The sequence below is a fragment of the Ralstonia sp. A12 genome (assembly GCF_000801955.1).
Lineage (GTDB): Bacteria > Pseudomonadota > Gammaproteobacteria > Burkholderiales > Burkholderiaceae > Ralstonia.
Map to the genome: position 1 here is coordinate 280503 of NZ_JSZO01000014.1, position 26001 is coordinate 306503.

The following is a 26001-nucleotide window of genomic DNA, read 5'->3' on the forward strand; positions in this document are numbered from 1 at the left end:
TCAGGCCGGCTGCGACCCCAGCTCGGCATCCAATGCGGCCAGCTGGGCCGGGGTACCGACGTTTTCCCAGCGGCCATCGAACCGCTCGCCGGTAGCGCGGCGCTCGGCGATGGCCTGGTGATACAGCGGCGTCATCGCCAGGCGCGTGCCGGGCGCGATGCCGGCAAACAGGCGCGTGTCGTACAGGCCGATGTTGCCGAACGTGAGACGTTGCGCGCCGTCGGCATGGAGGGCGCCGTCGTCGGTCAGGGCAAAGTCGCCGCGAGCGTGATAGGGTGGGTTGGGCACCATCACGAGGTGCATGCCCGGCGCGGATTGCGCAGCCATGGCGGGCGCGCGGTCACGCAGCGTGGCGTAGTCGTAATCGCAGAACACATCACCGCTGATGGCGATGAACACGCTGTGGCCGTCACCGGCGTGCAGCAGCGGCATGGCCTGCGCGACACCACCAGCGGTCTCCAGCGCTTCACCTTCCGGCGAATAGGCAAGGCGTACGCCCCAGGCGCTGCCGTCGCCGAGCGTGGCTTCAATCTGCGCGCCCAGCCATGCATGGTTGATGACGATGTCGCGCACACCGGCCGTGGCAAGGCGTTCGATTTGCCAGACGATCAGCGGTTTGCCGCCTACCTTCAGCAGAGGTTTGGGCGTGTGGTCGGTCAGCGGGCGCATGCGGTCCCCGCGGCCCGCCGCAAAAATCATGGCGCGCGTCGTGGAACTCAAGCCATCACCTTCATGAGAATCAGCAGGACAGCCATGCCGCCGACGATGGTCCACATCGCGCTCTTGGTCACGCGGGCGATGACGATCGCGACGATGCCGGCAAGCAGGCGCGGGTTGTCGATGGATGCCAGCGCACCGTCGTGCATCAGCAAATCCGGCGCGATCAGCGCCGTCAGCATGGCGGCCGGCACGTAGGGCAGGGCGCTGCGGAACCACAGCGGCAGGTTCATGCGCCCTTCCAGCGCGATGAACGACAGGCGGATCAGGTAGGTGGCCGCACCGGAAATCAGCAACACGCCGAAGAGGATCAAGGCTTTCATGCGGTGGCCCCCTTATCGGACGGCCGAGCAAGCAACCGCTCGACAATCGCACCAATGGCGATACCGACGCACGCCGCGCTCATCAGCCCCAGCTTGTGCGGCCAGCCCGTCCATGCGACAGCCAGTGCCGCGCCGCAGAGCGCCGCGGCCAGTTGCGCACGCGTACGCAGCGACGGCACCACGATGGCGATGAACGTGAGCGGCAGGAAGAAATCGAGCGGCCAGGTGGTTGGCACCTGCGCGCCCAGCACCACGCCGACGATGGTCGACGTTTGCCAGCTTGTCCACAGCGCCACACCGGCGCCGAGGAAGTACCAATGGCGGTAGGTCGTCTCTTCAGTGCCCGGCCGTGCGTTGACGACGCGGCGGTTCATCGCAGCGAACGCTTCGTCCGTCAGCAGATAGGCGATCAGCCATTTCCAGCGGCGCGGCAGATGTGCGAGCGCCGGGGCGATGCTGGCCGAGTACAGCGCGTGGCGCAGGTTGACCATCGACACCGTTGCCGCAATCACCAGCGCGGGCGCGCCGCCGGCCCATAGCTGCACCAGGATCATCTGCGAGGCGCCGCCGAAGACGATGGCGCTCATCGCCACCGCCAGCCAGGCAGGCATGCCGGCGTTGGTGGCCAGCACGCCGTAGATCAGGCCGAACGGCACCACGCCCAGCAGCATGGGCGCAAGCGCCAGGGCGCCAGCGCGGAATTCGGCAGCGCGACCGGGGTGGCCAATTGGGGTCATGGGAATCAGAACGTGTAGCCGATCTGCTGGGCGCGATCTTCGAGCTGATCGAGCAAGCGGGCGAGCGGCGCCAGTGCGTTGTAACGGCTGCACACGCGGCGCAGGTAGGCGATGAAGCGCGGTGTGTCTTCCACGTAGCCGGTCTTGCCGTCGCGGTAGCGCAGGCGCGCGAAGATGCCGGCCACCTTCAGGTGACGCTGCGCGCCCATCCATTCCAGCGCGCGGTAGAACTCGCCAAAATCTTCGTCCACCGGCAGCTTGGCGCTGCGGGCGGCTTCCCAGTAGCGCACAGCCCAGTCGAGCTCCTGCTCTTCGTCCCACGACAGGAACGCGTCGCGCAGCAGCGAGGCGGCGTCGTAGGTGATCGGGCCGTAGACGGCGTCCTGGAAGTCCAGCACGCCCGGCCGCGACGGATCGGCCACGTTGATCATCAGGTTGCGCGGCATGTAGTCACGATGCACGTACACGCGCGGCTGGGCCAGGGCGCTATCGACCAGCAGCTTGAACACCTTGTCGAGCGATTCGCGCTGGGCGGCGTCGAGCGGGCGCTGCAGGTGGCGGTCGACATACCAGTCGGGAAACAGCGACAGTTCGCGGCGCAGCAGCGCTTCGTCGTACGGCGGTAGCTCGCCTTCGCGCGAGGCCGATTGCCAGCGCACTAGTGTATGGATGGCCGGGCGGAAGAGCGTGTTGGCGTAGGCGAGGTCGAAATCGCGTTCGCGCAGCGATTGCAGATACGTTTGCGGGCCCAGGTCGGTCAGCAGCAGAAAGCCTTGCGCGAGGTCTTGCTCCAGCACCTGCGGCGCGTGCACACCGGCACCGTTCAGCAGGCCAGCCACGTGGACGAACGGGCGGCAGTCTTCCTGCGGCGGCGGGGCGTCCATGAGGATGAGCGTGCTGGATTGGCCACCAGTGGCGCCATCTATGCGGAAGTAACGACGGAAGCTGGCATCGGCCGAGGCGGGGCGCAGCGTGCCGATGCGCAGTTCATGGGCGGCGGGCAAAGTGCTGAGCCAGTCGCGCAGTTGGTCGAGACGCGCGTCGGTTGCGCCGGTAGCGGCGCCAGGGGTCGAAGCCATGCTGAGGGAACGCTGGAATGAGGCAGGAAGGAAGCCCCGTATAATACCCGACCGAGTTTCGCCGCGAGCGAGCGCTGGCCCTGTCTGGCCGGCCCGGCGCGGCAAAACACCGACCGATGACGTGCCAGCGCGCCCGGGGCCCATTCGCCCGGCGCGTGCCCAGTTTCCGACTTGCATGACCGAACCCAACCGAGCCAGGAAGACCCGGCAGCGCACTGCTGTTGCCAAGCCCGACGAGCGGGGCGCCGACAGGGCTGAACGTGGGGCCGCAAACCGGCGCAGCACGCTGGCATTGCGGCCGCTGGTGTTCGCGGTGGCCGGGGTCTGGGCAGCGACGTCCGCAGCGCAGAGCCAGGACACCACGCAATCGGCGCCTGCGGCGACCTCGTCTGAGTCTTCCGTGACGGCGCTGGCCACCTCCGGCCCGGCGACGCCCGGCGGCAGCCCGCTCGTGCCCAAGATGGCCGAGCCGGCTCAGCGCCAGGACAACACTGTCCCCACATTTACCGCGGCCGACAAGATGGACGGCCGCACCAATGAAGACGTGCATCTGCGCGGCCACGGCGAATTGCGGCGCAACGGCACGGTGGTGAAGGGCGACACGCTCGACTACAACCAGGACACCGACGTTGCCACCGCCACCGGCAATGTGCGCCTGTTCAAGGGGGGCACGCTGGTCACTGGCCCCGACGCCAAGCTCAAGGTCACCGCCAACGAAGGCACCATGAGCACGCCGGCGTATGAGTTCCATTCGACTGGCGGCCGCGGCACGGCAGACCGTATCGACTTCATCGACAAGGACAACAGCCGCATCACACGCGGCACGTACACCACGTGCTCACCGGACAATGTCGACTGGTACTTCAGCGCGAGCCGCATCGATATCGACAGCGACCGCCAGGTCGGCACCGGCCGCAATGGCGTGCTGCACTTCTTCGGTGTGCCCGTGTTTGCGGCCCCGGTGATGGATTTCCCGCTTAATGACGATCGGCGCAGTGGCTTCCTCTCACCGGTGTTTGGCTACAACAGCCGCAGCGGGGCTGATATCACGCTGCCGTACTACTTCAACATTGCGCCCAACCGCGATCTGACGCTGTATCCGCGCTTGTTGTCCACGCGAGGATTGCAGCTCGGTGCCGAATACCGCTACCTGGACACAAGCTACAACGGTGTGCTGCGTGGGGAGTTCCTGCCCGATGACCGTGAGGCGGGTCGGAATCGTTGGTCGATTTCGGCTGTACACACACAGAGCCTGGCGCCTGGGCTCAGCGCCTACATCAACTACAACAAGGTCTCGGACAACACGTATCCGGATGACCTCGGCCGCAGTATCGTGACGGCAACGCAGCGTCAGTACACGCAGGAAGGTGGCGTTAGGTATTCGATCGGCGACTGGGTGGCCTTGGCGCGCGTGCAGAAGTTCCAGACGCTGTCGACAGCCACGACCCCGCTGTCGCCGCCGTACGAGCGTGTGCCGCAATTGAACCTGTCGTACACGCGTTACGATCTCGGCGGGTTTGATATCAACTTTCAGACCGACTACACGCGGTTCTCGATCCCAACACCGGACACCGTGCAGGGCGAGCGGCTGTTCATGCAGCCGACGATCAGCTATCCGATCGTCCGCCCGGGCTGGTATGTCACGCCCAAGTTCATCCTGAACGCCACGTCGTACCGCCTGGACCGTCCGGCAGGCGATACGCAGCAGTCGCAGATCAACCGCACGCTGCCGACGTTCTCGCTCGATTCCGGCATGACGTTCGAGCGCGATGCGCCCCTGGTTTCCAAGCTGTTTGGCGTGAGCTATATCCAGACGCTGGAACCGCGCTTGTTCTACGTCTACACGCCATATCGTGATCAGTCGCAGATCCCGTTGTTCGACACGGGGCAGTCGGATTACAACCTCGGCCAGATCTTTACCGAGAACCCGTACACCGGCTACGACCGCATAGCCGACAACAACAAGGTGACGGCGGGCGTGACCACGCGCTTTGTCGAAGCGGAATCGGGCATTGAGCGTTTGCGCGCCACAATCGCGCAACGGATTGATCTAGATGGTCAACGTGTGACGCTGGCTGGCGCCGCGCCGACGGCGGTGCGCCGCTATTCGGACCTGCTGGGTGCGACCACGATCCAGATGTTCCGCGGCATCTTTTTCGATACGAACCTTCAGTACAATCAGGACATCGACCGTGTCATGCGTTCGACTGTGGCGTTCAGCTGGAAGCCGGAAGCCAACAAGGTGATCAACCTCGGCTACCGCTACTACCGCGCCGACACCAACACCGGTCAGTTGCCGCTGGAGCAGGCCGATATCTCGACGCAGTGGCCGATCACGCGGCGGTTGTACGGCCTGGGCCGTATCGGTTACGACCTGGATGCGCGCAAGCCATCGGATATGCTGCTTGGCCTCGAATACGTGGCCGATTGCTGGGTTGGCCGCCTGGCCGTGCAGCGTTACAGCAACGCGGTCTCGGGCTATACGACGCACATCTTTGCCCAGATCGAGTTCAAGGGCCTGTCGAAGGTGGGGAACAATCCGATCGACGTGATTCGTCTGAACGTGCCCGGCTATCAGCCGGTGACCGCGCAGCCGATTACGCCGTCCGTGCTGGATCAATATGAATAACGACATCATGGCTTTCCAATCGACTGCTTTCGCCACGCGTGTGGCACCTCTGAGCCGCGTGCGCGTTGCGACCGGCATGCTGGTTGCTCTCATGGCGGGGACCATGCTGTCGCCGGCGGTTCACGCACAGCAGGCGCAACCTGCACAGAAGAAGGCCGCACCCGTGCGCGGCATCTTCGCCAGCCCGAGTTCATCACCCAGCCAACCGCTGCTGCAAGGCACGCTGCCTGGGCCGACTGCAGCTGGCGCGCCGCGCAGCCAGCTCGTCGACGAAGTGGTGGCCGTGGTCAACACCGATGTCATCACCCGCCGTGAGCTGCTCAACCGCGCTGACCTGGTTGAGCGTACGTTCCGCGCACAGAACCGGCCGCTGCCTCCGCGTGCCGATCTGCTCGGCGAGGTGCTCGAGCAGCTGATTCTGGAGCGCGTGCAGGCACAGACCGCCAAGGAAAGCGGTATCCGCGTCTCCGATGCCGACGTGGACCGCGCGGTGGATAGCGTGGCCCAGCGTAACAACCTGTCGGTGGCGCAGCTCAAGAGCAAGCTGACGGAGTCGGGCATGGCGTACGACAAGTACCGCCAGGATCTGCGCCAGGAAATCTTGCTGGCGCGTCTGCGCGAGCGCGAGGTGGATTCCAAGGTGCAGGTCTACGACGGTGAGATCGACAACTATCTTGCGCAGCAGGGCGGCGACGCCGCCGCGGCTGGCGAGCAGGAATACAACGTTGCGCAGATCCTCGTACCGGTGGCCGAAGACGCCACGGCTGACCAAAAGGCCGCCGCGCGCAGCAAGGCGGAAAACCTGCTCAAGCAAGCGCAGGGTGGGGCCGATTTCGCCAAGCTGGCGCGTGAGAATTCCGGCGCGCAAGACGCAGCCCAAGGCGGCGAACTGGGCCTGCGCCCGGTCGGTCGCTTGCCGGCGGTGTTCGCCAACGCCGTGATCGATATGAAGGCCGGTCAGGTGGCGGGCCAGGTGATCGAAAGCCCAGCGGGTTACCACGTGATCAAGCTGCTTGAAAAGCGTGCGCCGACGACCGCCATTGCCACCAAGGTGCAGCAGACGCAGGTGCGCCACATCCTGATCAAGACCGGTGCGACCATGTCGGCCGACGATGCGCGCCGCCAATTGGCTGGTCTGCGTGACCGTATCGTCCACGGCTATGACTTTGGCGATGCAGCACGCCGTTACTCGCAGGATGGTTCGGCCAGCGCCGGTGGTGAGCTGGGCTGGGTGTCGCCGGGTCAGCTGGTGCCGGAGTTCGAACAGGCGATGAACCTGCTCAAGCAGGGTGAGGTCTCGCAGCCGGTGCAGAGCCAGTTTGGCGTGCACCTGATCCAGGTGGAAGGCCGCCGCGAAGCCGAGGTGCCGGTGGACCGCCAGCGCGACTATGCGCGTTCGATGATCCGCGAGCAGAAGGTCCAGGCGGCGTATGAGGATTGGCTGCGCGAACTGCGCGATAGCGCACACGTGGAATACCGCGTGAATCGCCAACAACCATAAGCCTGCTACGCTGCGGGTATCCGCATCGCACACGGCCGCCTGCGGGCGGCCGTGGCGTTTCTAGACTGTCTTCAATACCGCTTCCGAAAAGCGTCGCATGCTGAACATTGCCATCACCACCGGCGAGCCCGCCGGCATCGGTCCCGACATCACCGTGGCAGCGTTGCTGCATCTGGCGCGGCAGGGCGCGTCGCGCTATGCCGATGTGCAGTGGCATGTGATTGGTGATGCCGCCTTGCTGCAGGCGCGCGCCAACGCCATCGGCCAGGGGGATTTCTGGCGCGTGGCATCCACGGCGCTGGCCATTGTGGAGCGCCCGCTGGCTGAGCCGGTGCGCGCGGGCGTGCTCGACGCGGCCAATGGGCGCTATGTGCTCGACCTGCTTGACGCCGCCATCGACGGTTGCCTGCACGGTACGGCCGACGGGGTCCGCTATGACGCCATGGTCACGGCACCGGTACAGAAGAGCACCATCAACGATGCTGGCGTGCCCTTCACCGGCCATACCGAATACCTTGCCGAGCGCAGCGATACGCCGCGTGTGGTGATGATGCTGGCCGGTCCGCAGCCCGCACACAACAACGCCATGCTGCGCGTGGCTTTGGCGACCACCCACCTGCCGCTGCGCGAGGTGCCGGATGCCATCACGCCTGCCGTGCTCGACGAGACGCTCGACATCCTGCAGCGTGACCTGCGCACCCGCTTCGGACTGAGCGCGCCGCGCATTCTCGTGACGGGACTGAACCCGCATGCCGGCGAGTCCGGGCACCTCGGCCGCGAGGAAATCGAGGTCATCGAGCCCGCCATCGCCCGCGCGCTGGATCGGGGCATCAACGCCCGTGGCCCGTATCCGGCCGACACGCTGTTCCAGCCGCGCCTGCTGGCCGATGCCGATTGCGTGCTGGCGATGTACCACGACCAGGGTTTGGCACCGCTCAAGTACGGCACCTTCGGCCACGGCGTGAACATCACGCTGGGCTTGCCGTTCGTGCGCACGTCGGTCGACCACGGCACCGCGCTGACACTGGCCGGCACGGGCCGCGCCGAGTTTGGCAGCATGCTCGAGGCGGTCGACACTGCCATCGCCATGGCGCGGAGTGCCGCCCGTGCGGCACGTTCCTGATTTCCGCTTTACCCTTTTCGATTTCGAGTTTCACGATGGCACGATCCACGACCGGCGTTCACCAGGGGCATCAGGCCCGCAAGCGTTTCGGCCAGAACTTCCTGGTCGATGACGGCGTGATCCACGCCATCGTTGCGGCCATTGATCCGAAGCCCGACGACGTGCTTGTCGAAATCGGCCCTGGCCTGGGCGCGCTCACCGTGCCGCTCATGGAGCGTGTGCGTACGCTGCAAGTGGTCGAGCTGGACCGTGATCTCGTGGCGCGCCTGCAGCGGCGCTTTGGCGATCGGCTGATCGTGCATGCGGGCGACGCGCTGGCCTTCGACTTCGGTTCGCTGTATGAGGCAGACCGGCCGCTGCGCATTGTCGGCAACCTGCCGTACAACATTTCCAGCCCGCTGCTGTTTCACCTGGCCACGTTTGCCGACCGCGTGCGCGATCAGCACTTCATGCTGCAGAAAGAGGTGGTTGACCGCATGGTGGCCGAGCCGGGCAGCAAGGCGTTCAGCCGGCTGTCGGTGATGCTGCAGGTGCGGTACTACATGGAGCCGGTGCTGGATGTGCCGCCGGGTTCGTTCAACCCGCCGCCCAAGGTGGATTCGGCTGTCGTGCGGATGATTCCGTGGCCCGCAGACAAATCGCCGTATGCACCGGTCGACATGCGCGCGCTCGGCACGGTGGTGACGATGGCGTTCTCGCAGCGACGCAAGGTGCTGCGCAATACGCTGGGCGCACTGCGCGACGTGATCGATTTCGAGGCGCTGGGCTTCGACCTGGGCCGGCGCGCAGAAGAGGTGGCGGTAGCGGACTTCGTCGCGGTGGCGAACGCGCTGCCGGCAAACCGCATCGCCGGCAGCATGTCAGACCTTAGCGAAGATTGACGAGCAGGATGCCCGAGAGCACCAGCGCGGCGGCCAGTGCAAAGCGCAGGCCGACCGGCTCGTGCAGCAGCATCACACCAAAGGCCACGCCAAACAGCGGCGTCAGGAACGAGAATACCGACAGCCGCGACGCCAGGTAGCGGCGCAGCAGCCAGAACCACGTCAGGTAGCTGGCAAATGCAATCAGCACGGACTGATAGGCGAGGCTGGCCAGCGCGGTTGGTGTCAGGTTGGCCGTGAAGACCTGGCCGGTGCCGGCCGCCATCACCATCAGCAAGGCCGCCGAGACGACCAACTGATACAACAGCGTTTTCGCCGCCGGCGCGTTCGACAGCTTGGTCGCACGCACCACGATGGTCGTCGCGCCCCACAGCGCGCCGGCCACTACGCCCAGCGCATCGCCCAACGACGTGGACGGACCAGCCGCCGGGTGCAGGATGCCGTCGGCAAATGCCAGCACGATCCCCGCAAATGCAATGCCGATGCCGATCCACTGGCGCGCGCGCAGGTGCTCGCCCGGCACGAAGACGTGCAGGCCAAGCGCGGTAAAGATCGGCGCGGTGTAGAGAAACACCGCCATACGCGAAGCCGTGGTGTAGCCCAGGCCGATGAAGATGCACAGGAACTCGACACCGAACAGGATGCCTGCCATCAGGCCGCCGGGCAGCGTGCCGTCACGTACCGACAGGCATGTGCCGCGCCACAGCGCAAACGCCAGCACCAGCACCGAGGCAATCGTCGACCGCACGCCGGCCTGCATGACGGGGCCAACGTCGTGCACGGCCACCTTGATGGCGACCTGTTGGAAGCCCCAGCACATGCACAGCACCACCATCAGGCCGATGGCAGTGCCGTCCAGCGGGCGGCGGACCGCGTCAGTGGCGGTTGCCATCGGGCATCGAGCGTGCCTGGATCAGCTCAATCTTGTAGCCGTCCGGATCTTCCACAAACGCGATGACGGTCGTGCCGCCCTTGACCGGACCAGCCTCACGCGTGACCTTGCCGCCCGCATTGCGGATCTGGTCGCAGGCCTGTGCGGCGTTCTCGACTTCGATGGCGAGGTGGCCGAACGCGGAGCCGAGGTCGTACTCGCTCACACCGTAGTTGTAGGTCAGTTCGATGACGGTGTTGCCGGCTTCCGGGCCGTAGCCGACGAAGGCCAGCGAGTACTTGTATTCGGGGTTGTCGCTGGTGCGCAGCAACTGCATGCCGAGCACCTTGGTGTAGAAGTCGATCGAGCGCTGCATGTCGCCGACGCGCAGCATGGTGTGGAGCATTCGCATGGGGATTCCTACCTGGAGAACTGCAAAGAGGCGTTATTTTAGGGCGCCCTGAGCAAACGCGCTGACGGCAGGCAACCCCGACGCAGATACGGCTTCACGCCTTCAAGCCCGCTTCATCCTTCAGCGCATCGACCAGGAAGTCCGCAAACAACCGTGTGCGCGCCAGCGGTGTGCGTGTCGGGTGCCAGACGAGCTGCACGGGCGTTGGCTGTGGCTCGAACGGCACCAGCACGATCTCGATGCGCCCCGCCTGCAGCAGATGGCGCACCTGCCACAGTGGCCCAAAGCCGATGCCCAGCCCCTGCGCCACACCTTCGATGGCCGACGCGCTGGCATCTGCGCGGAAGCGTCCGCTCACCTTCACACGACGCGGCTTGCCGTCGATCAGGAATGGCCATGTGCTCTCTTGTCCGGGTACGGGCCGCACCACGCATGCGTGTTGCGCTAGGTCCGATGGGTGCTGCGGATAACCGCGCCGCGCGAAGTAGTCGGGCGTGCCGAACACCACGCGCCGCAGCACGCCCAGGCGCCGCGCCTTCAGATCGGAGTCGGGCAGGTCGCCGATGCGCACTGCCAGGTCCAGATCCTGGCCGATCAGGTCGGCAAAGGCGTCCGTGAGCGTTAGATCGACTTCCACGCGCGGATGGCGCGCCATGAACTTCGCCACGGTGGGCACGAGGTAGGTTGGCGCAAACAGCACTGGCGCACTGATGCGCAGCACGCCGGTGGGCTCGTCACGCAGTTCGGCGGCTTCGGCCCAGGCGTCGTGGATTTCCGCAAACGCGGGCTTCACTCGCCGGTAGAACGCTGCGCCGGCTTCGGTCGGGCTGCAGCGGCGTGTGGTGCGCCGGATCAATGCGATGCCAATGCTTTGCTCCAGCAGCGCCAGTGAGCGGCTCACCGCCTGCAGCGAGCGTTCAAGCCGGCGTGCGGCAGCGGTCAGGCTGCCGGCCTCCACCACGGCGATGAAGACGGCAATGTCGTCGGCACGGTCCATGGATTCTCCTGATTTTCGGGAGGATGTATTCGATGAAAGCCGTATTCTCTCAAAATGGGCTGCAATCTACGATGCACGCATCTCTCTCGCAAAACAAGGAGCGCGTGATGTCGAGGTCAGTGCAGACGGTGTTGGTGGTGGGGGCGGCCGGGAAATTTGCGGGCCTGGTGGTGCCGGAACTGGTGGCGCGCGGTGTGCGCGTGCGGGGTCTGGTGCGCGACGAGCGGGGCGCGGCGCAGGCACGCCAGCGCGGCGCCAGCGAGATCGCCATCGGTGATCTGCGCGACGTGGCTTCACAGGAGCGTGCGGCGGCGGGTGTGGATGGCGTGTTCTACATCGGTCCGGCCTTCGCGGCGGAAGAAACGCAGATGGGCCTGAACATGATCGACGTAGCGCAGCGCGCTGGCGTGCGGCGGTTCGTGTTCTCGTCGGTGATCCAGCCGACCGACACGTCGCTCGAGAATCATGTCGTCAAGGTGCCGGTGGAAAGCGCGCTGTATGCCTCGGGCATGGCGTACACGATCCTGCATCCGGCCAACTTCTTCCAGAACCTGGAGCGCGGCTGGGATGGCATCGTCGCCCAGGGCCGCCTTGCCGAGCCGTTGCCGGCGAGCACGCGCGTGGCGCGCGTCGACTATCGCGACGTGGCGGAAGTGGCCGCCATTGCGCTGACGTCAGATCGCCTCGCGTACGGCACGTTCGAGCTGTGCAGCGACGAGGCGCCGACCCGCGGCGAGATCGCCCGGCTCATCAGCGATGCGCTGGGGCGCGAGATCGAGGCGGCGGAGATGTCATTCGAGCAGTGGGCTGCGCGCGCGGCACGGGTGCTTGACCCGCACCAGCTGGCGATGCTCGGCAACGTTCAAAAGCACTACGCACGCCACGGCCTGCGCGGCAACAGCCTGACGCTGCGGGCCATTCTTGGCCGGCCGCCGCGCACGCTGGCGCAATACATCGGCGAGCTGGCCGCAGCCACGCGCATGCCGAGCGTGGCTTGATGCGGCTGAAGGATCAGCCCTGCGCCTCGACCTGCTGACGCAGCCGCTGAACGTCCACGCGCTGCAGATAGCGCGTGATGTTCTGCCAGATCGAGTGGAAGCCGTAGCCGCCATGCTGCAGCTCATCCAGCGCCTGTTCCTTCGTCCAGCCCTGGTACACCACGCGGTACAGCGCCGACACGAGCCCTGTGCGATCCGCGCCGTGCTGGCAATGGATCAGCACCGGGCCGTCACGCTCGACCTCGTGCAGGGCCTTGAGCGCGGTCACCATGTCTTCGTCACGGATGTTCCAGGTGTTGATGGGGATGCGCTGCATGGTGATGCCGCTGCCTGCCAGGATTTCGGTATCCGAATGGAAGGCGCGAAAGCTGATGACCTTCTTGATGCCGAGCTTCTGCAACTGGGGAAGGTCATCCTTCGACAATTGCGCGCTGCGATAGAGCGACGGTGTGATGCGGTGCAGGTTATTCACCGGCGCATCCTGCACGCTCTGCGCCCACTGGAGCGGGCGGCTGGCCGAAGATGGGGCAGGCGGTGTCGTGTCTGCGTTGGCCGATTGGAGTGGGCCGATCAGCAGGAGTGCTGCGGTGGCAAGAGCAAGAATGCGCATGGAGGCGGGCAAGTCAGCGCGCCGCGGCGCGCGTGCGTGAGATGAAGAACAGCACGATCGCGGCGGCGCTCATGGTCCAGTAGTCGGTCGGGGCAAAGGCCGTCCAGTGGATGTGCCAGGGCACATTGGCGGGCGTGAACTTCGCGATGCCGTAGGCGGGGTTCAGCACGAACCAGAGAAAGTCTTCCACCAGCCAGAAGACCATGATGCAGGCGATGACGCGTGCCTCGATGCGCCATGACCACTGGCCGTTGAACACCACCGGCAGGTGGAAGAACAGCGCCACGAACGGGAACACCCAGGCGTGATAGCCGGTCATCGGGCGGCCACCCCAGAAGAGGTCGAGCAGCCAGTGCTTTTCGATGCGCCACGTGGGCAGGTTGGCGGCCCAGCCGGCGCTGCCCTCGATCTGGATCTCGACGTTGGCAAAGAAGAAGCCGAGCAGCACCACCCAGGCCACCAGCGCCAGCGTCCGGCGCTGCGGAATGAAGTCGGCAGCGTTCATGCGGCGCGGGCTTGTGCGGTCAGGTCCAGCACGCGGTCGAGCACGAATTGCCCCGCGTGCGGGCGCCCAGCGGTGCAATCTTGTGCCGCATTGCCGTCAGTCGATCCGGCTCCTTGAGCAGTGCGTGAATGCGGAATTCCAGTGCGGCATCGTCGATGGCCTTGAGCGCCACGCCTTGCTCCAACAGGAAATCGGCATTGCGCTCTTCCTGGCCGGGGATGGGCGAGTTGACGATCATCGGCAACTGCATCGCCATGCATTCGGAGGTGGCCAGGCCGCCCGGCTTGGTGATGACCAGGTCGGCGCAGGCCATCAGGCGTTCGACCTGGTGCGTGAAGCCCTGCGGGAAGAGGCGCCCCGGATAGCGCTGCGCAACACGCTGCAGCGCTTCCAGCATCGTCTGGTTCTTGCCCGCCAGCGCGACGAGCTGGAAGTCGCCGTCCATCGCCAGCAGCCGTTCGGCCAGCGCATCGAGGCCGCCCAGGCCGGCACCGCCCGACATCATCAGGAAGGTCTTGCGCTTCGGGTCGATGCCGAACTCTGCCGCGCACGCCGCACGATCGAGCGGCTTGCCGAATGCCGGCATCACGGGAATGCCGCTCACGTGCACGGCTTCCGCTGCCAGCCCACGCTCGCGCATGCGCCACGCGATTTCTTCATTGGCCGCGAAGTAGCCGCGCATGTTCGGCACGATCCACATGCTGTGCAGATCGAAATCGGTCACCTGCACCCAGACCGGCACGTCCAGGCGCCCCTTGCCGAGTTCGCGGGAGAGCAGTTCTGCCGGCAGGAAGTGTGTGCAGATGATGGCATCGGGGCGCTGGCGCTTGATCTCGGCCAGCAACGGGCGGCTGTTCAGCCGTTCGACTGCGCGGCGGATCTTCTGGGAGAACGCGCTGGGCGCGGCCTCATCGGTCTTCTGATACAGGTAGCCCCACAGTGCCGGCTGGTTGCTGACCAGCTTGATGTAGAAGTCGGTGTAGAGCTTGCGAAAGCCCGCCGACACAAAGTCCATCACGTCGAGGTGCGTGGCTTCGACACCGGCGGGGTGCGTATCGGCAAAGGCACGAATGGCTTCAGCGGCACGCATGTGGCCGGCGCCGGCGCTGACACTCAGGAGCAGAATCTTCTTCATGATTGGCGTAGGAGTTCCGGCTTCATCGGGTTGCCGGGTGGCGTATTCTCCACCAACCGCGCTGCCGGTGGAATGCACGATCTGATCAGGCCACGGATAGATGCGTCAGCGCGGCGCGATGGGCGGCAGGTCGATCGACGCGCCGTGCGTACAGCCCAGGAATTGCCACTGGCTCGGTTTGAATCGGGCATCGGGGCCGTCCGGTTCCGGCTTGGCGAATTCGGCCACGATGTCGTAGGGGATTGAGGGCGCGTCGAAGCGAGCGATCTGTCCGCGTTTGCAGGCGACGGACGCCGGTTGGCCCTCGCGTGACAGTTTCCCTTTCTGGTTGTAAGCGAAGAGCGGGCCGATCGTTTGGTCCTCGCTCAACACGAGTTTCATCGTCAGGGTCGATACGTCCATCGCCTCGGTGTTGACGCCCGCCACCCGCACCGGATGGGGAAAGCGCACGGTGCGCAGGCCGCGCAATGCCAGCGGCAAATCCTTCTCGCCATTGTCAAACGGGTCGTAGCGGGTGATCTGGCTGCGTGCCGGAATCACCAGATCGCCATACTGGAAGTCGCGATCGAGGACGAAGTTTTCCCGTGCGGTTCTGTTCGCATCCTTTGCTGCGATCTCGCGTGAGATGCCGACGGATTCGTAGTACAGATAACCCGCCCACAGATCCAGCATGGCAAGCACGGCTACCAACACGCGCACCCATGTCCGCGCTTTCCTGGACAGCGGAGGGCGTTTCTTCTCCGGTCTGAAGATGACGAAGCCGATCATCAGGATCGTGCCCAGCACGCCCACCAGCGGCAGGATGACGAGCAGCAGGAAGCCCAGCAGGGAGAGGGTGGGGGCGAAGATCATGGAGGGCGGCGCTGCGTGCCTGCGCCGTGCGTGGAGGGCAAGAGGGCAGCGCCCTCAGAACGCCGGCAGATATTCCGGCGGGTGCGAGCGCAGTTGCTCGCGTGCCTCGCGAAACTCGGGGAAGATCGATTCCACGGTGTCCCAGAAGCGCGGGCTGTGGTTCATTTCCTTGAGGTGCGCAAGCTCGTGCGCGACCACGTAGTCGATCAGGCTCATCGGGAAATGCACAAGGCGCCAGTTCAGGCGGATCTTGCCGTCGGCCGTGCAGCTGCCCCAGCGCGTGGCGGCGGAAGACAGCGCATACGCGCTATGTCGTACGCCCAGGCGCTCGGCATACACGTCGAGCCGTTCACCGAACAGGCGGCGCGCCTGCGTCTGCAGCCAGCCTTGTACGCGGTCCTTGATCTGCTGTTCGGTGGCCGCGGGCGGCAGGCCCAGATGCAGCATGCACGCATCGGCATCGAACATCAGGGCGCCGATGGGCGACTCAAGCTTGAGCGTGATCGACTTGCCGAGGAAGGGCAGCGTTGCGCCGTCCTGCCATTCCATCGGCGGCAGCACGCGGCGCGCAGCACTGGTGCGCCACTCCGCCAGCTTGGCGAAGATCCACTTCTGCTTTTCGGAGATGGCGTGTTCGATCTCACCCAGCGTGACCCAGCGCGGTGCCGTGATGGACAACCCACGGTCATCGATGACAAAGCCGATGGTGCGCCGCGACGAGCGCTTGAGGTTGTACACCAGCGCACGCTCGCCCAGCGTCAGGCGGCGCTGGTTGGGGCCCAACGGTACGTTGGTGGGATCGACTCCGGGTGGGGCAAGGAGGGCGGCATCCGGCTGCGAGTTCGGGAGCGACGGCGCTTCAGGCGCGAGCAGCGGCAGTTCGAGCTGAACGCTGTCGGCGGTGGTCGGCGAAGTCGGTGGTCGCAGCAGTTTCATGCACGCTCGCGGTAGCTATCGGCGTCGATTCTACGCATTTCTGTTTCGATCCACGCTTCGACTTCGCGGTTGAGCTGATCGCTGGTCTTGCCGGTGGTCGGAATGGCCGGGCCGACCGACAGCCTGATCAGACCTGGATGCTTCAAGAACGAATTGCGCGGCCACACGCGCCCGGAGTTGTGTGCGATGGGGATGACCCATGCGCCGGTATCCACGGCAAAGCGTGCACCGCCGCTCTTGTAGCGCGGCTTCGGATCACCCGAGCGGGTGCGCGTGCCTTCCGGAAACATGATGACCCACGCGCCGTCGGCCAGGCGCTCCTTGCCCTGGCGCGCCACCGAGGCGAACGCATTGGCGCCGTCCTTGCGGTTGATGTGCACCATCTTCAACAGGCCCAGCGTCCAGCCGAAGAACGGCACGAACAGCAGCTCGCGCTTGAACACGAAGCACAGCGGGCGCGGCATGGTCGCAACATAGGCCATGGTCTCCCAGGCCGACTGGTGCTTGGAGAGCAGGACCACCTGCTTGTTGGTGGCGACGGCCTCTTCAATATGCTCCCAGCCCTCGTATTTCCAGCGGATGCCGACCAGGAAGCGCGCCGTCCAGATCACGGACTTGGTCCACCCCGTCACCATCCAGAAACGGCGATGCGGGTTCAGGATCGGAAACACGATGAAGCAGGCCACCGCATAAATCGGCGTCCAGACGACCAGGAAAATCAGCAGCAGCAGCGAACGGATAAAGGTCATGGTGTGACTTCAAGGGGCACTAGGTGCACGCGAAGGCGCGCCCTGGGGTGCAGGCGACAGCAGCGCACGCGCAAACGCGCGCAGGTCGTTGTGGATCTGGGTGCCGGGCGGCAGATTGCCGGCGTCGCGCGTCTTGATGCCTTTGCCGGTCAGCACGAGGTGCGGCACGGCGCCAACCTCCACGCCCGCCTGCAGGTCGCGCAGCGAATCGCCAACCACCGGCACGCCCGTCAGGTCCACGTCAAAGCGGCGTGCGATCTCACGGAACATGCCGGCTTTGGGCTTGCGGCATTCGCAGGCGTCCGCAGCGGTGTGGGGGCAGAAGAAGACAGCGTCGACGCGGCCGCCAAATGCGGTCAGCGCCTTGTACATCTTCTCGTGCATGGCGTTGAGTGCAGCGGCCTCGAACAGCCCGCGGCCGATGCCCGACTGGTTGGTCGCGACCACCACCTCGTAGCCGGCCTGGTTCAGCTCGGCAATGGCTTCCAGGCTGCCGTCGATGGGGATCCACTCGTCGGGCGACTTGATGAACTGGTCGCTGTCGAGGTTGATCACGCCATCACGGTCAAGGATCACCAGCTTGGGGATGTGGGGCATGTCAGGCTCCGGGCTAGGCGCAGGCTGGCAATCAGGCAGCCAGCTTGGAGATGTCCGCCACGCGGTTCATCAGGCCGTGCAACTCACCCAGCAGCGCCAGGCGGTTGTCACGCAGCGCGGTGTCGTCAGCCATCACCATCACGCCGTCGAAGAAGGTGTCGACCGCTTCGCGCAGGCCAGCCAGCGTCTTGAGGGCGGTGGTGAAATCGCCGCGCGCAAACGCGTCGTGCACCTGCGGCTCGGACGCAGCGACTGCCTGATGCAGCGCGCGCTCGGCGTCTTCCTTGAGCAGTTGCGGCTGCACCGCGCCGACGGCGACGTCGGTCTTCTTCAGGATGTTGGTGATGCGCTTGTTGGCAGCGGCCAGGGCTTCGGCTTGCGGCAGGGCGGCAAACGCGCGCACGGCTTCCAGGCGCGCAACGATGTCGTCCAGGCGCTGCGGGCGCTGGCTGACCACGGCTTCCACCTCATTGGTGCTGTAGCCCTTGTCCTTCAGGTAGCCGCGCAGGCGGTCGTACAGGAAGTCGGTGATGGCAGCCAGGTCGGGCTTGACCGTGGCAATGCCGTCGAAGCTGGCGGCGGCAATCTGCAGCGCGTCGTCGATCGTCAGCGCAAGCGGCTTTTCGATCAGCATGCGCAGGATGCCCAGTGCGTGGCGGCGCAGCGCGAACGGGTCTTTCTCACCCGTGGGTTGCAGGCCGATGCCCCAGATGCCGACCAGCGTTTCCAGTTTGTCGGCCAGCGCCACCACGGTGCCGGTGGCGGTGCTGGGCAGCGTGTCGCCGGCAAAGCGTGGCTGGTAGTGCTCGGAACAGGCCAGCGCCACGTCGTCGGGTTCACCGTCGTGGCGGGCGTAGTAGGTGCCCATCGTGCCTTGCAGCTCGGGGAACTCGCCCACCATGTCGGTCAGCAAGTCAGCCTTGGCCAGCAGCGCACCGCGCGAGGCGTGTGCCATATCCGCGCCAAGCTTCTCGGCGAGTTGGCCAGCGATGGCCTGCAGGCGCGACACGCGCTCAAGCTGCGTGCCGATCTTGTTGTGATAGACCACGCGCGAGAGCAGCGGCACACGGTCGGCCAGCGGCTTCTTCTTGTCTTGCTCGAAGAAGAAGCGGGCATCGGCCAGGCGCGGGCGCACCACGCGCTCGTTGCCCTGGATGATGGCCTCAGGCGTGCCGGTGGCGATGTTCGAGACGATCAGGAAGCGGTTGCGCAGATGGCCTTGCGCATCGGTCAGCGCAAAGTACTTCTGGTTGGTCTGCATGGTCAGGATCAAGCATTCCTGCGGCACGGCGAGGAAGGCTTCCTCGAAGTGGCAGGGGTAGACCACGGGCCATTCGACCAGCGAGTTCACTTCATCCAGCAGCGCTTCGGGCATCACCACTGTGTCGGCGCCGGCGGTTTTCAACAGCTCGGCGCGGATCGCTTCGCGGCGCTTGGCATAGCTCGCGATGACCTTGCCTTGCGCTTCCAGTGTGCTCGCGTACGACGTGGCATCGGCGATGACGATGTCGCCGCTCGACAGGAAGCGATGGCCCACCGTGACGTTGCCCGATTGCAGGCCCAGCGCGCTGACGGGAATGACTTCGCTACCCAGCAGCGCGATCAGCTTGTGCGCGGGGCGCACGAACTGCACGCTTTCCATCTCCACGCCGTTCGGGCGCTGGTACGTCATCACCTTGGGGATCGGCAGGTTGGCGATGGTCTGCGTCAGTGCGGTCTGCAGCCCCTCGGCCAGCACGGCACCGCGCGCGGTGTAGCGGTAGAAGAGCGATTCCGCCTTGCCGTCCGGCGCACGTTCGAGCGATTCGGGCGCGATGGCTTCCACGCCCACCGTCTTGGCCAGCGCGGCCAGCTTCTTGACGAGCGGCGCAGCGGGCTTGCCTTCGGCGTCGAAGGCGATGGTCACGGGCAGCACCTTTTCGCGCAGCTCGCGATCGGGCGCGGCACGGCGCACGCCGGTGATCGACGCAGCCAAGCGGCGCGGCGTGGCAAAGCCTTCCACGCTGGCATTGTCTTCCAGCAGGCCTTGCGCCGACAGACCGTCAAAGAGGCCGCGCGCAAACGTCTCGCCCAGGCGGGCCAGCGCCTTGGGCGGCAGTTCTTCGGTCAGCAGTTCGATCAGGAGGGTGGACATAGCAGTTGAATCGGTGACGTCGTTGTTCTGCGCCGCTTAACGATCTTGCGTGCGGCGGTTACGTTGTTGTGTTCAGTGGTCAGCACGGCGAGCCGGGCACGGGCTCCACGCCCGAGAGCAGCCACACGCCGCCTTGCTGCTGGAACTGCAGTTGCGTGCCGGCGCACTGGCCCGGCGGGGGCGGTGGTGCGATCGGCGCGGGGTTGGTGCCGGGCGCGGCCGCATCGCGGCGCAGGAAGCGTGCAGACAGCGTGCCGCGGCGCGCGTCATAGCGCACCTCTTGCAGCGTGCCGGATACGTTGAATTCCAGGCGGCTCGGCATCTGCGCGGATGAGCGGAACACGCGCGCACGGCGCTGTGCCTTGGCCCCGGAGCCCTGCCACTCAACCCAGGTGAGCGGGAAGCGCAGGGCGGTGGCGTACGTGCGCAGCGGCACGCGGTGCCAGCCGAGATCACGCGCGCCAGACAGGTCGCAGGCCATCGTGCGCGCCAGGCTCGTCCATTGGTCGAGTGCGGGCGGCGCCGGTGTCCACGCCGTGCCCAGTGCTTGCTGCAGCGGTTTGGAATCGGCCACGCAGATCTGCGTCAGATTGCTCGGCACAACGAAGATCTGTTCCGTCGATACCGGCTTGGATGTGCGATGCCGCGCTGCTTGTGCAACGCCGGCCGGCAGCGCCAGCGCGGCGACCGATGCCGCCGTCAGCAAGGCCAGCCCGCGTCGCATGCGCGTGGCCGTCATGCAGCCTCCGTGGTAGCGGCGGTTGCGGCAGATGCGGCAGCCGTGCCGCACATCGGGAAGCCCAGGCGCTCGCGCGAGTCGTAGTAGGCCTGTGCGACCAGGCGCGACAGGTTGCGGATGCGGCCGATGTAAGCCGCGCGCTCCGTCACCGAAATGGCGCCGCGTGCGTCGAGCAGGTTGAACGTGTGGCCAGCCTTGAGCACTTGCTCGTAGGCGGGCAGGGCCAGTTGCACGACCGGTGCCTCGCTTTCAGCCGCGGCTGCATCGCCCTCGGGGCGCACGCCCATTAGGCGCTTGGCTTCGGCTTCGTGCTCGGCAAAGCGGCGGAACAGCACCGTGGTGTCGGCGTGCTCGAAGTTGTAGGTCGATTGCTCGACTTCGTTCTGGTGGTAGACATCGCCATAGGTCAGGCGGCGCTTCACGGGGCCGTTAGGGCCCGGTTCTTCCCACTCGGTCCAGACCAGGTCGTAGATGTTCTCGACCTGCTGCAGGTACATCGCCAAGCGCTCGATACCGTAGGTGATTTCACCCGTGACCGGCTTGCAATCCAGGCCGCCGACTTGCTGGAAGTACGTGAACTGCGTGACTTCCATGCCGTTGAGCCACACCTCCCAGCCCAGGCCCCAGGCGCCGAGCGTGGGGTTCTCCCAGTCGTCTTCCACAAAGCGGACGTCGTTCTGCTTCAGGTCCAGGCCCAGCGCTTCCAGCGAACCGAGATACAGGTCGAGGATGTTTTCCGGCGCGGGCTTGAGCACCACCTGATACTGGTAGTAGTGCTGCAGGCGGTTGGGGTTCTCGCCATAGCGGCCATCCTTGGGGCGGCGCGACGGTTGTACATAGGCTGCCCGCCACGGCTCGGGACCGATCGCACGCAGGAAGGTGTGCACGTGCGAAGTGCCGGCGCCGACTTCGAGGTCGATCGGTTGCAGCAGGGCGCAGCCCTGGGCGTCCCAGTACGACTGCAGCTTGAGGATGATTTGCTGGAAGGTGAGCATGGTGGTACCCGTTGGTCCGCTGCGGCACGCAGCAATGCTGTGCGCCGCGCGGCGGTGGAATGCAGCGGCGGGCACGAGAAGCGCCTGGCTACGTGCCCGCCGTAAAACGTTGAATTTTAGCGTTTTTTGTCAGCCGCCCCGGAAAGTGGCTCGAAAGCCCTCCGGGCGGTGATCGATCAGTGCGTTCCGGCGCGACGACGGCGTACCAGCGCAGCCAGCAGCACCAGCACGCCCACGCCCAACGCGGGCGCGTTACCGGCCCGCACGAATGGCGTCAGGCCTTGCGTGCCTTGCACCTCGGCCTGCAGCGTGCCAAGCGTGAAAACGGGCAGGCGTGCCTGCACGCTGCCGTCCGGGCGCACCACGGCGGTGGCGCCGGTATTGGTGGCGCGCAGCATCGGGCGGCCCGTCTCCAGCGCACGCATGCGCGAGATCTGCAAATGCTGGTCCAGCGCAATCGTGTCGCCAAACCACGCCAGGTTCGTCACGTTGGCGAGCATCGTGGCGGGCTGGTCCGCGTGCCGCAGCGAGGCGGCAATCTCTTCGCCAAACAAATCTTCGTAACAGATGTTGGGCGCGACGCGCTGATCGGCCACCGTCATGGCTGGCTGCACCGGCAGACCGCGCCGGAAGTCACCCAGCGGCATGTTCATCATGTTGACGAACCAGTGGAAGCCGAAGGGGATGAACTCGCCGAAGGGCACCAGGTGGTGCTTGTTGTAGCGGTACACGCCCTGGAACTGCGGGCCGACGCCGAATACGCTGTTGGTGTAATCCACCGCCGAATCCTGGCTGGCCGCGCCAAACAGCACGCTGGAGCCGGTGGTATCCACATACGTGCGGATGGCCAGCGCGATCTCTTGCGGCATCTCCTGGATCATGATCGGGAAGGCCGTCTCGGGCGTGATCACCAGTTGCGCGGGCTTCTCGGTGACCATCTTCGTGTACAGCTCCAGCGAACGCTCGATGCCGGTCTGCTGGAATTTCACATCCTGCGGCACGTTGCCCTGCAAGAGACGCACGGAGATCGGCTTGCCCACCGGTTGCGTCCACGCAATGCCATGCAGCGGCCAGCCGGCCACGAGCACCACAGCGCCCACGATGGCGGTCAGCCAGTGCAGGCGGCGCTCGGCGGCCATGCACAGCAGGCCGGCCAGCGTGGCGGCAATCAGCACGATGCCGTACACGCCCATCAGCGGCGCGTAGCCGGCCAGCGGGCCATCGGTGTGGGCATAGCCGCCGTTGATCCAGGGGAAGCCTGTCCACACCGTGCCGCGCAGCCATTCCGTGACGGCCCACGTCGCACCGAACACCAGTGCCGACGCCGTGCCCGACCACCGGCCCAAGCGGCCATCGCGCGTGAACCACTGCCACGCCCACACCGCCAGCGCCGGATGCAGTGCCAGATAGCCCGCGAACAGCAGCACCGCCAGCGCAGCCATCCACGCTGGCATGTCGCCATACACGTGCATGCTGATGAAAAGCCACCAGACGCCCGAGAGGAACCAGCCGAGCCCGAAGGCATAGCCGACCCAGGCCGCGTCACGCAAACGCGGTGCGCGCTGCACCAGGGCAGCGAGCCCCGTCAGCGACAGGATCTGCAGCCACCACCAGTGGTTGGGCGCGAACGACAGCGTATGCATGACGCCCAGCAGCGCCGCCAGCGGCATCGCAAAGCGCAGCCGGGCGAGCGACAAGGTAGACGGCACAGCGGGAGCGTCCTGCCGGCGGGGTGGTTCGGCGGCAGGGGAGGAGAACTGAGCGGGCACGAGGGTCAGACGGGGTTGGAACCGGAAGCGTCGACCGAGGCATCGCCGCCGGTCGGGGTGGTGAGACGGCGCACCAGCAGCACTTGCACTTGCCGCGCATCGGCGCGCAGCACGTCGAACTGCAGTGTGCCCAGGACGATCTTCTCGCCCCGATGCGGCACACGGCCGAGGTGGTTGGACAGCAGCCCGCCGATGGTGTCGACGTCCTCATCCGAGAAGTGCGTGCCGAAGGCTTCGTTGAACTGTTCGATCTCGGTCAGGCCGCGCACGCGCATGTGGCCATCGGCGGTGGCGAGGATGTTGTCCTCTTCCTCTTCGATGTCGTATTCGTCTTCGATGTCGCCGACGATCTGCTCCAGCACGTCTTCAATGGTGATGAGGCCGGCCACGCCGCCGTATTCGTCGACGACGATGGCGATGTGGTTGCGGTTGACGCGAAAGTCGCGCAACAGCACGTTCAGGCGCTTCGACTCAGGGATGAACACGGCCGGGCGCAGCATGTCGCGCACGTCGAAGTCTTCATCGGTATAGAAGCGCAGCAGATCCTTGGCCAGCAGGATGCCGATGATGTTGTCACGGCTGCCTTCGTAGACGGGGAAGCGCGAGTGCGCAGCTTCCTGCACGAAGGGGATGAACTCAGACGGCGCGTCGGCGATGTTGAGCGCGTCCATCTGCGCGCGCGGGATCATGATGTCGCGCGCGCACAGGTCTGAAACCTGGAAAACGCCTTCGATCATCGACAGGGAGTCGGCGTCGATCAGGCTGCGCGCGTGCGCGTCTTGGAGGATTTCTAGGAGCTCGGCCCGCGATTCGGGCTCGGGCGAGATGAGGTCGGTCAGGCGTTCCAGCAGCGTACGGGGTTTGTCGGCTGGCTTCGGACTGGGATACGGATCATTCATGGCGCGGTCGCGCGTCGTTAAACATCGGCCCAGCATACACCAAAAGACTCGCCGCCCCGATGACGCAGGCGGCGGATTGGTGGGCGCTTTCCAACACGGCGTGAGGTGGGCACCAAGCCCCCTGATGTGCGTTGAATTGCACTTCAGGGGGCCGGCCCGGGTGGCGTGGCGCGGCGCCTGCCGAGGGGGAAACGGTCAGTCGCCGCTGTCCTTGCCGCCTTGCTGGTGACCGTCATCACCGGTGTGCCCGCTACCCTCATTACTGCCTGTGCCCTGGCGGCCGTCGCCGCCATGATCGTTGTCGCCTTGGCTGTTGTCGTCCTGGCCTTGGTGATTGCCCTTGTCTTTGTGGTTGCCGTTGTCATGGCCGGAATGGTTGTGGTCGTCGCCACCACCGTGGTCATGGTCCCCGCCATGATTGCCGTCGCCGCCGTGGTCGTGGTCTCCGCCGTGGTTGCCGTCGCCACCGTGGTCGTGGTCTCCGCCGTGGTTGCCATCGCCACCGTGGTCGTGGTCCCCGCCATGGTTGCCATCGCCGCCGTGGTCGTGGTCTCCGCCATGGTTGCCATCGCCGCCGTGGTCGTGGTCTCCGCCATGGTTGCCATCGCCGCCGTGGTCGTGGTCTCCGCCGTGGTTGCTGTCGCCACCGTGGTCGTGATCCCCGCCATGGTTGCCATCACCACCATGATCGTGGTCGTGATGATGGTGGTGGTGATGCCCGCCGCCAGGCGCCGGTGTCGGAGCGGGCGTTGGGCTCGGAACCGGAGTCGGAACCGGAGTCGGAGTCGGAGTCGGAGTCGGAGTCGGAGTCGGAGTCGGAGTCGGTGTCGGTGTCGGTGTCGGTGTCGGACTCGGACTCGGACTCGGGCTCGGGCTCGGACTCGGGCTCGGACTCGGGCTCGGACTCGGGCTCGGACTCGGGCTCGGGCTCGGGCTCGGGCTAGGGCTAGGGCTAGGCGACTTGCCGGGTGCCGGTGCCGGCGTGGGGGCTGGCGAGTTGTTGTTCGTGGAGGGCGGTGCCGTCACGTTGGTGCTTGCCGGTGCCGGAGCGGGCGTTGTGACGGGGTCGTGCGTGTTGCCGTGATAGCGGCCGAGCGTGGTCGCGCCGCCGTAGGCCGTCCAGCGTCCGGCGATCTCCATGTCGGCGCCCGCGATCCAGTGGTCACCGGTTGCGCCCACGCCTACCAGTGCCTTGCTGCTTGCGAAGTCGTAGCCGCCACCAATGAGCGCCTGCACGCTGGTGCTGCCGACCACTGCCTGCACGCGTGGCCGGATCGTGCCCTGCGCGATCATGAAGTTCACTTCCGCGCCGATCACGTTGTTGCTGTCGGAGATGTTGACGGTACGACAGCCGACCACCGCGCCCGGATGCCATGTGCCATCAAACACCACGACCACGCCTGCGTAGCACGACTGCTTGTGATCCGCATGTGCGATTCGAGGTGTGACCGCGAGCGCGGTGCCGACACCCACACCCACGAGCAGTGTGGCCCATGGAATGCTGTCCATGAAACGTTGACGCATGATGACCTCCCCGCGTGGCCGCGCCCGTCTGTGCGCGGGTTGGCCCATGACGCCTGTTGCGGCGAATTTGATCGAGCGCGCTCGGGTGGCGGCTTATGAGTCGAGGATATGGATTGCCATGGCAAAACCCATTCCCCGTACGGAGAGCAGGGCAGGTGCCAGATGGCCGACGGCCGATGCGGGGCGCATGAGCGATTCGATGGGCGCGCGCCTGCATCGAATGGCGGAGGAGATGCCGCAAACCGTTGTCAGGACTGGATCTGCGGAAAGCGGACTTGATTCAACGTTG

The 26001-nt window shown here is 65.8% G+C and carries 24 protein-coding genes and 1 pseudogene; 5 read left to right on the top strand and 20 right to left on the bottom strand.

Features of this window, described 5'->3' with window-relative positions; all coding sequences use genetic code 11:
* The 4 genes from murU to PI87_RS18320 are packed head-to-tail and all read right to left on the bottom strand — an operon-like array spanning position 1 to position 2856.
* Positions 1–699 (bottom strand): N-acetylmuramate alpha-1-phosphate uridylyltransferase MurU, encoded by a 699-nt coding sequence (murU, locus tag PI87_RS18305; RefSeq protein WP_039599140.1) that lies wholly within the window; start codon positions 697–699, stop codon positions 1–3.
* A gap of 17 nt (positions 700–716) precedes the next feature.
* Entirely contained in the window at positions 717–1040 is a 324-nt protein-coding gene (locus PI87_RS18310) for an AzlD domain-containing protein (RefSeq protein WP_039599141.1), read from the bottom strand.
* Positions 1037–1777 carry an AzlC family ABC transporter permease gene (locus PI87_RS18315; RefSeq protein WP_039599142.1) on the bottom strand — a complete coding sequence of 247 codons (741 nt, stop codon included), beginning with the start codon at positions 1775–1777 and terminating at the stop codon, positions 1037–1039. The genes PI87_RS18310 and PI87_RS18315 overlap by 4 nt, the downstream gene beginning before the upstream one ends.
* A 5-nt stretch (positions 1778–1782) precedes the next feature.
* Positions 1783–2856 (bottom strand): aminoglycoside phosphotransferase family protein, encoded by a 1074-nt coding sequence (locus PI87_RS18320; RefSeq protein ID WP_039599143.1) that lies wholly within the window; start codon positions 2854–2856, stop codon positions 1783–1785.
* Positions 2857–3031: 175 nt separating this feature from the next.
* Here PI87_RS18320 and PI87_RS18325 point away from each other — a divergent pair, with 175 nt between their 5' ends.
* From PI87_RS18325 to rsmA, 4 genes are all read left to right on the top strand, one after another.
* Positions 3032–5485 carry an LPS-assembly protein LptD gene (locus PI87_RS18325; protein WP_039599144.1) on the top strand — a complete coding sequence of 818 codons (2454 nt, stop codon included), beginning with the start codon at positions 3032–3034 and terminating at the stop codon, positions 5483–5485.
* Positions 5478–6986 (top strand): peptidylprolyl isomerase, encoded by a 1509-nt coding sequence (locus tag PI87_RS18330; RefSeq protein WP_039599145.1) that lies wholly within the window; start codon positions 5478–5480, stop codon positions 6984–6986. The genes PI87_RS18325 and PI87_RS18330 overlap by 8 nt, the downstream gene beginning before the upstream one ends.
* A gap of 97 nt (positions 6987–7083) precedes the next feature.
* Complete coding sequence (gene pdxA, locus PI87_RS18335; protein ID WP_039599146.1) at positions 7084–8109, top strand: 4-hydroxythreonine-4-phosphate dehydrogenase PdxA; 1026 nt, start codon at positions 7084–7086, stop codon at positions 8107–8109.
* A gap of 35 nt (positions 8110–8144) precedes the next feature.
* Positions 8145–8990: a 16S rRNA (adenine(1518)-N(6)/adenine(1519)-N(6))-dimethyltransferase RsmA gene (gene rsmA, locus PI87_RS18340; protein WP_039599147.1), complete on the top strand. Its 846-nt coding sequence runs from the start codon at positions 8145–8147 to the stop codon at positions 8988–8990.
* On the opposite strand, the gene PI87_RS18345 is transcribed toward rsmA, so the two are convergent.
* The 3 genes from PI87_RS18345 to PI87_RS18355 form a co-directional block, all read right to left on the bottom strand.
* Positions 8977–9882, bottom strand: a complete 906-nt coding sequence (locus tag PI87_RS18345) for a DMT family transporter (RefSeq protein ID WP_039599148.1) — start codon at positions 9880–9882, stop codon at positions 8977–8979. The genes rsmA and PI87_RS18345 overlap by 14 nt on opposite strands.
* Positions 9866–10273 (bottom strand): lactoylglutathione lyase, encoded by a 408-nt coding sequence (gloA, locus tag PI87_RS18350; protein WP_039599149.1) that lies wholly within the window; start codon positions 10271–10273, stop codon positions 9866–9868. The genes PI87_RS18345 and gloA overlap by 17 nt, the downstream gene beginning before the upstream one ends.
* A gap of 94 nt (positions 10274–10367) precedes the next feature.
* On the bottom strand, positions 10368–11270 hold the full coding sequence (locus tag PI87_RS18355) for a LysR family transcriptional regulator (RefSeq protein ID WP_039599150.1): 903 nt from the start codon (positions 11268–11270) through the stop codon (positions 10368–10370).
* 71 nt (positions 11271–11341) lie between these two features.
* Between PI87_RS18355 and PI87_RS18360 the strand changes: the two genes are divergently transcribed.
* Positions 11342–12268: an NmrA/HSCARG family protein gene (locus tag PI87_RS18360; protein WP_232314023.1), complete on the top strand. Its 927-nt coding sequence runs from the start codon at positions 11342–11344 to the stop codon at positions 12266–12268.
* A 13-nt stretch (positions 12269–12281) separates the two neighbouring features.
* Here the strand turns inward: PI87_RS18360 and PI87_RS18365 are convergent, their stop codons facing one another.
* The 13 genes and pseudogenes from PI87_RS18365 to PI87_RS28605 form a co-directional block, all read right to left on the bottom strand.
* Positions 12282–12878, bottom strand: coding sequence for a dual specificity protein phosphatase family protein (locus PI87_RS18365; protein WP_039599197.1), 597 nt, complete (start codon positions 12876–12878; stop codon positions 12282–12284).
* A gap of 13 nt (positions 12879–12891) precedes the next feature.
* The gene (locus PI87_RS18370) at positions 12892–13383 is read right to left on the bottom strand and encodes a hypothetical protein (RefSeq protein WP_039599152.1); all 492 of its coding nucleotides are present in this window, start codon (positions 13381–13383) and stop codon (positions 12892–12894) included.
* Positions 13380–14518: pseudogene (locus tag PI87_RS18375) on the bottom strand (MGDG synthase family glycosyltransferase). The gene PI87_RS18370 and the pseudogene PI87_RS18375 overlap by 4 nt, the downstream one beginning before the upstream one ends.
* A gap of 105 nt (positions 14519–14623) precedes the next feature.
* Positions 14624–15370, bottom strand: a complete 747-nt coding sequence (locus PI87_RS18380) for a hypothetical protein (protein WP_052321588.1) — start codon at positions 15368–15370, stop codon at positions 14624–14626.
* A 54-nt stretch (positions 15371–15424) separates the two neighbouring features.
* Positions 15425–16306: a M48 family metallopeptidase gene (locus tag PI87_RS18385; protein WP_039599153.1), complete on the bottom strand. Its 882-nt coding sequence runs from the start codon at positions 16304–16306 to the stop codon at positions 15425–15427.
* Complete coding sequence (locus PI87_RS18390; protein WP_039599154.1) at positions 16303–17055, bottom strand: lysophospholipid acyltransferase family protein; 753 nt, start codon at positions 17053–17055, stop codon at positions 16303–16305. The genes PI87_RS18385 and PI87_RS18390 overlap by 4 nt, the downstream gene beginning before the upstream one ends.
* Before the next feature lie 9 nt (positions 17056–17064).
* Complete coding sequence (gene gmhB / locus PI87_RS18395) at positions 17065–17652, bottom strand: D-glycero-beta-D-manno-heptose 1,7-bisphosphate 7-phosphatase (protein ID WP_039599155.1); 588 nt, start codon at positions 17650–17652, stop codon at positions 17065–17067.
* Positions 17653–17683: 31 nt separating this feature from the next.
* On the bottom strand, positions 17684–19786 hold the full coding sequence (gene glyS / locus PI87_RS18400) for a glycine--tRNA ligase subunit beta (RefSeq protein ID WP_039599156.1): 2103 nt from the start codon (positions 19784–19786) through the stop codon (positions 17684–17686).
* A gap of 79 nt (positions 19787–19865) precedes the next feature.
* Positions 19866–20525, bottom strand: coding sequence for a hypothetical protein (locus PI87_RS18405; RefSeq protein WP_039599157.1), 660 nt, complete (start codon positions 20523–20525; stop codon positions 19866–19868).
* Positions 20522–21520: a glycine--tRNA ligase subunit alpha gene (glyQ, locus tag PI87_RS18410; protein WP_039599199.1), complete on the bottom strand. Its 999-nt coding sequence runs from the start codon at positions 21518–21520 to the stop codon at positions 20522–20524. The genes PI87_RS18405 and glyQ overlap by 4 nt, the downstream gene beginning before the upstream one ends.
* A gap of 176 nt (positions 21521–21696) precedes the next feature.
* Positions 21697–23217, bottom strand: coding sequence for an apolipoprotein N-acyltransferase (lnt, locus tag PI87_RS18415; protein ID WP_039599158.1), 1521 nt, complete (start codon positions 23215–23217; stop codon positions 21697–21699).
* 77 nt (positions 23218–23294) lie between these two features.
* Complete coding sequence (locus PI87_RS18420) at positions 23295–24188, bottom strand: HlyC/CorC family transporter (RefSeq protein ID WP_039599159.1); 894 nt, start codon at positions 24186–24188, stop codon at positions 23295–23297.
* 195 nt (positions 24189–24383) lie between these two features.
* Complete coding sequence (locus PI87_RS28605) at positions 24384–25712, bottom strand: hypothetical protein (RefSeq protein ID WP_039599160.1); 1329 nt, start codon at positions 25710–25712, stop codon at positions 24384–24386.
* Positions 25713–26001 lie beyond the last annotated feature (289 nt).